The sequence below is a fragment of the Micromonospora sp. D75 genome (assembly GCF_018070405.1).
Taxonomy (GTDB): Bacteria; Actinomycetota; Actinomycetes; order Mycobacteriales; family Micromonosporaceae; genus Micromonospora; species Micromonospora chalcea.
Genome location: NZ_JAGPXV010000387.1, coordinates 1 through 5,671, shown reverse-complemented (window position 1 = coordinate 5,671; position 5,671 = coordinate 1). Strand labels below are relative to the sequence as shown.

6 protein-coding genes are annotated in these 5,671 nt (G+C 73.6%); 2 read left to right on the top strand and 4 right to left on the bottom strand.

What is annotated here, in order from left to right:
* Both KBX39_RS21200 and KBX39_RS21195 read left to right on the top strand, forming a co-directional pair.
* A partial coding sequence (locus KBX39_RS21200) for an ABC transporter ATP-binding protein (protein WP_210872134.1) occupies nt 1-1,136 on the top strand: 1,136 nt, incomplete at its 5' end.
* Nucleotides 1,137-1,170: 34 nt separating this feature from the next.
* Entirely contained in the window at nt 1,171-2,694 is a 1,524-nt protein-coding gene (locus KBX39_RS21195) for a class I SAM-dependent methyltransferase (protein WP_210872131.1), read from the top strand.
* Nucleotides 2,695-2,734: 40 nt separating this feature from the next.
* Here the strand turns inward: KBX39_RS21195 and KBX39_RS21190 are convergent, their stop codons facing one another.
* The 4 genes from KBX39_RS21190 to KBX39_RS21175 form a co-directional block, all read right to left on the bottom strand.
* Nucleotides 2,735-3,433 carry a LysE family translocator gene (locus KBX39_RS21190; RefSeq protein ID WP_113972995.1) on the bottom strand — a complete coding sequence of 233 codons (699 nt, stop codon included), beginning with the start codon at nt 3,431-3,433 and terminating at the stop codon, nt 2,735-2,737.
* The gene (locus tag KBX39_RS21185; RefSeq protein ID WP_233514670.1) at nt 3,426-3,803 is read right to left on the bottom strand and encodes a hypothetical protein; all 378 of its coding nucleotides are present in this window, start codon (nt 3,801-3,803) and stop codon (nt 3,426-3,428) included. Before KBX39_RS21185 ends, KBX39_RS21190 begins: the two co-directional genes overlap by 8 nt.
* Nucleotides 3,804-3,808: 5 nt before the next feature.
* Nucleotides 3,809-5,068, bottom strand: coding sequence for a lysine N(6)-hydroxylase/L-ornithine N(5)-oxygenase family protein (locus KBX39_RS21180; protein ID WP_210872129.1), 1,260 nt, complete (start codon nt 5,066-5,068; stop codon nt 3,809-3,811).
* A gap of 16 nt (nt 5,069-5,084) precedes the next feature.
* On the bottom strand, nt 5,085-5,671 hold a 587-nt coding region (locus tag KBX39_RS21175), incomplete at its 5' end, for an FAD-dependent oxidoreductase (protein WP_210872127.1).

Here is a 5,671-nt window from a genome sequence, read left to right as displayed (position 1 = left end):
CCATGGCCGGCGCGCTGCGGGGCGCGGCGACAGTGCGCGCGTACCGGACCGAGGACGCGCACGTCGCGGCGATCGCCGAGCGTTCCGGCGTGGCGCGCGACCTGTCGCTGGAGATCTTCAACCTGCACACCCGCTTCGGGCTGCGGATCAACAGGTCGGAGTTCCTCGGCCTGGCCGCGGTGCTCGTCGCCGGGTTCTTCCTGGTCCGCGCCGACCTGGTCACGGTGGGCGCGGCGACCACCGCCGCGCTCTACTTCCATCGGCTGTTCAACCCGATCGGCCTGCTGCTGATGGAGTCCGACTCGGTGCTGCAGGCCGGCGCGAGCCTCGCCCGGCTGGTCGGCGTGGCCACGCTGCCCGACACCGCCCCGTCCGCGCCGTCGGCGGCCGGGCGGCGCGGCCCGGCGGCGCTGGACGTCACGGTCCGCCGGCACCGCTACGACGACGACGGCCCCCTGGTCCTGGCCGACGTCGAGCTGCGCCTGGCCCCGGGTGAGCGGGTCGCGCTCGTGGGCGCCAGCGGCGCGGGCAAGAGCACGCTCGCCGGCATCGCCGCCGGGATCATCGCGCCCACCGACGGGTCGGTACGCCTGGGCGGCGTGCCGCTGACCGAGCGGGGCGAGCACGCCGTGCGGCGCGACGTCGCGTTGGTCAGCCAGGAGGTGCACGTCTTCGCCGGGCCGCTCGCCGAGGACCTGCGCCTGGCCGCCCCGGACGCCACCGACGCCGAACTGCTCGACGCGCTGGACCGGGTCGGCGCCACCACCTGGCTGCGCGCGCTGCCGGACGGGCTGGCCACGGCGGTCGGCGAGGGCGGCCACCGGCTCACCGCCGCGCAGGCCCAGCAGGTCGCCCTGGCCCGGCTGGTGCTGGCCGCGCCCGCCGTCGCCGTGCTGGACGAGGCGACCGCCGAGGCCGGCAGCGCCGGAGCGCGTGACCTGGACCGGGCGGCGCTGGCCGCCACCGAGGGACGGACCACGCTGATCGTGGCGCACCGGCTCAGCCAGGCGGTCGCCGCCGACCGGATCGTCCTGCTCGACCACGGGCGGATCGTGGAGCAGGGCACGCACTCGGAACTGCTCGCCGCCGACGGCCGGTACGGGCGTCTGTGGCGCTCCTGGAGCGTCCCGGTATGACCGCGCACCGCCCATCGACCCAGGTGAGGGGAACATGACCGACGCGCCGGCCCGCTTCGTGCTCTTCCCGGGGCGGCACCACCTGCTGACCCGGTTCCAGGCCGACTACCTGTGCCGGCTGGCCGGGGACGAGGCCACAGTGGTCTGGGCGGTGACGTCGGCCAACCACGAGAACACCAGACGCAACCCGGTGCCGTACCACCGGCGGGAAGCCGCGATCGAGCGGTTCAGCGTGCTGAGCGGGCTGCGCTCGGTGGTGGTGCCGATCTTCGACACCGCGTACACCGACGCGTTCGCCGAGGTGACGCTGAAATCCATCGCGGTGGCCACCGGGCTCGAACTCACCCCCGCCGACACGTTGCTGGCCTGCTCCACGCCGGAGGTCGCGAAACTGTACGAGCGGCTCGGCTTCCGGATCGCGCCGGTCGAGGCGGACCCGGACCTGCCCGAGCCGCCCGAACGGCCGTGGGACGTGCTGCTGCGCCTGGCCGCCGGGGACGAGACCTGGCGCGCGCTCACCCACCCGGCCACCATCGACGTGTTCGAGCGCTACCGCCTGGTCGAGTCGATCCGGTCGGTGGTGAACGACCCGCTCGTCGGCGACGAGGGCGGCCTCACGGTGACCCGGGACTACCGCACCTACGTGGAGGCGTTCGCCACTGCCGCGCAGCGCAAGTGGGACTCGGTGCGCGGGTACGTGCAGCCCGGCCGCATCGTGGACATCGGCTGCGGCGCGGGCGCGGTCCTGGAGCTGGCCGACCGGGAGGCCGCGCTGCGCGAGAGCGACCTGATCGGCGTGGAGGTCGCCCGCCACCTCTACCAGGAGTGCCTGCACAAGAAGGCGCAGGGCGTGTTCCGCAACGCCAACGTCTACTTCTTCCACCGCAACGTCCTCGGCGGCGCGGTGTTCAAGGACCGCTCGGTCGACACCACGCTCACGTTCGCGCTGACCCATGAGATCTGGTCGTACGGGCGGCAGCGGGAGTCGCTGCTGCAGTTCGCCCGCCGCATCCACGACCACACGGTGCCCGGCGGCGTCTGGATCAACAGCGACGTGTGCGGTCCGGACGACCCCCGGCGGCAGGTGGTCCTGCGACTGTCCACCGACGACGGCGACAACCCGGCCGCGCCCCGCACCGACCTGGCCGAGCTGACCTCGGCGGAGGTCCGGCGCCACGTCGGCGGGCTGTCGACGCGGGCGCGGCTGGACCAGTTCGCCGTCGACTTCGCGTTCGACTTCGCCTACGAGCCGCTCCCGGACGGCGCGGTACGCCTGGAGCTGGGCGCCGCGATGGACTACCTGACCCGCAAGGACTACACGGACAACTGGCTGTCGGAGACGAAGGAGCAGTTCTGCGGGCTGAGCTTCGCCGACTGGACGGCCCTGCTCACCGAGGCGGGGTTCGAGATCGGCCCGGCGTCGGCGCCGGTGCGCAACGAGTGGGTGATCGACAACCGGATCGCACCAGTCGCGTCCCTCACCGACCTCGACGGCCGGCCGCTCGACTGGCCGACCACCCACGTCCTCACCGTCGCCCACCGCCCCCGCAACCAGTGAGACCGACGGCGCCCGCCGAGGCGGCGGGCGCCGTCGCCGCTCACCGGCTCAGCGCGATCCGGATCGCCAGGACGATCAGGATGAGCCCGGTCAGCCGTTCGATCACCAGCAGCACCGACGGCCGGGTCAGCCAGGGCTGCAGCCTGTCGATGAGCATGATGTAGCAGGCCCACCAGAGCACGGCGAGGCCGATGAACGTGGCGGCGAGCACCGCCGTACGGGCCGCCGCCCCGTCGCCGGGCCTGACGAACTGCGGCACGAACGAGACGTAGAAGACGACCACCTTGACGTTCAACAGCTGGCTGGTGACGCCCATGACGAACGAGCGGCGGGCCACGTGCGGCTCGTCGGCGGCCGGGGCCTCCGGCACCGGCGCGGGGCCGGTGTCCGGGTCCGGCCCGGCGCCGCCCGCGCCGACCGGGACCGGCTGCGCCGCCGGGACCGCCCGGCGCGGCCGGGTCGCCCAGAGGATCGTGCCGCCCAGGTAGAGCAGGTACAGCGCGCCGGCGACGCGCAGCACCGTGTAGAGCGTCGGCGAGGAGACCAGCAGCGCGGACAGGCCGGCGGTGGCGAACGACGCGTGCACCAGCGCGGCGACGAACAGCCCGGCCAGCACCACGAACCCGGCCCGCCGGCCGTACCTGACGGTCTGCCGGGTGACGAGCGCGAAGTCGACGCCCGGCACGATGATGATGAGCAGGCTGGCGGCGACGAAACTGATGATCTGGATGTCAGACACGACGCCGGCTCTCCTGTCCTGCGGCGAGCGCCGGCGCCGCCTCCTCGATGACGGAGACGCCGCTGTCCTGGCGTGGCCCGTGCCGGCGCCACTGTTCCCGCAGCCGGATCCGGCCGTCCGGCAGCCGCTCGGGCCGGGACTCGCACTCGCCGACCACTATGGTGCCGTCGGTGAGCACCTCCAGGTAGGCGAAGCGCACCACGCCCTGGGCGTCGCAGGTTCCCGCGAGCCGGCCGTGCCGGACCGGGCCACCGGTGATCTCCGCCCAGACCAGGTCGCCGCGCTGGTGGTAGTGCCCCCGCAGCGGCTCGGCGTCACCGGCGTGGTCGACGGAGACGAAGACGCGGCCGTCGTAGTCGAATGTCGTCATCGCGCTCACGCCCACCGGGTGCTCACGTAGTCGTCACGGAACCGGCAGACCGTGCGGCCGGCGATCGAGTTCAGGATCATCGCGCTGCGGATCGGCAGAATGCTCAGGTTGGAGTCGACGAGCCCCTGCACGTACCGCCCCCGGTTCAGCACGAAGATCTTGTGGTCGTCGGCGTGCTTCCACCGGATCGAGTAGTCCGACTCGATCACCGGTTCGCCGCGCTCGTCCACGTCGATCAGCGCGGACAGTTCCGGATCGAAGGGGAGCGGGGCGAGCCGCCGGCCCGCCGCGACGATCACGTTCACCGCCCGGTGCCGTTCCTCGCCACTGCCGGCGGTGAGGCACTCCAGCTCCACCTCCCCGTCGAGCTGCCGGGCGCCGGTCACGGTACGGCTCGGCATGATCGTGACCGGGAACCGGCCGGTCCGCAGCCGCTCCTCGTAGTTGTGCTGGTAGACGCCGCGCAGCGTGCCGGGGGAGATGCCGTCGCTGGTCAGGATCTGCCCGGAGACGAGCCGTTCCCGCACGTCCCGGGACAGGTTGAGGAACGCCTCCTGGTAGGCGGGCCGGTACAGGTCGTTCGCCGAGGGAGAGTCCTCCAGCGGCGCGAACCAGGACCGCCGGCCGATCCACTTGATGTCGCGGCAGCCGCGGGCGAGCAGCGCCGCGACGCACTCCGCGCTGGTCTGGCCGCTGCCGATCACGACCCACGGCACGTCCGGCTCGTCGGGCACGCCGGCCAGGCGCCGGTTCAGCTCGTCGGCGACGAACAGGTGCCGGGGATCGAGGGCGTCCAGGAAGTCCGGTACGAAGGGGACGGTCCCGCTGCCGAGCACCAGGTGCTGGGAGCGGGCGACCTCGACGCCGCCGCTGCGGGTGACTATCGCGCCGTCGAACTCGACCCGGTCGACGCGGGCGCCGTAGGTGATGCGCGGCAACTGCTCCGCCGCCCACACCAGGTACTGCTGGTACTCGATCCGGGGGATGGTGTCGAAACCGGCGCCCAGCAGGGCGTAGACCCGGCCGGTGGTGACCTGGTAGTTGAGGAACGACAGCGGGTGCGTCGGGTCGTAGAGCGAGACCAGGTCCTTGACCCAGCCGGTCTGCATGCGCACGCCGCTGTGCAGCATCCCGTCGTGCCAACCCGGCTGGTCCCGCGCCTCGAACAGCGCGATGTCGTGCGGCGCGAGCGCGTCGTACATCGCGGCGAGGCTCAGGTTCGCCGGCCCCGCGCCAATTCCCACTGTGTGATAGGTCTGCGTCATCAGTCTGCCTCTGTGTCTAGCCGTGCGGGACACGGATCGCGGATCGGGAGTTCAGCAGGGCGGTGGCGGCGAGCCGGCTGGCGGCCAGGACGGTCTTGGCGGCGCCGCCGCTGCCGCCGGTGAAGGTGTGCACGGCGCCGGCCACTGCGCGCAGGGCCAGGCCGGGCGGGTCGCTGTAGCAGTCGACGGCGCTGACCGGCGGGCCGTCCGGGCGCGGGTCCAGGCCGGGCAGCCGCCGCGCGGCGACCGCCCGCACCCGAGCCGCCAGGCCGGAGTCCGGCGCGGGCGCGGGCGGGTCGACGTCCCAGCGGTCGCTGGGCAGCCCGAGAAGGACACGCCCCGGACCGGCGGGCCGCCCGTACAGGCCGCTCGTCTCGTCGACGAAACACGGCAGGTCGGCCCGGCCGGTGCGGTGGTGGGCGTACTGGATGTGCTTGGTGCGCAGCGTGCTCGGCAGCCCGGCGGCGCGCAGCAGGCCCGGCGTCCAGGCTCCGGCCGCCACCACGACGAGGTCGCCGGTGAGCCGGCGGCCGTCGCGCAGGTCGACCGCGCCGTCGCCGAGGCGGGCCACCGGCGTGGTCTCGGTCCGGTCCAGGCCCCGCA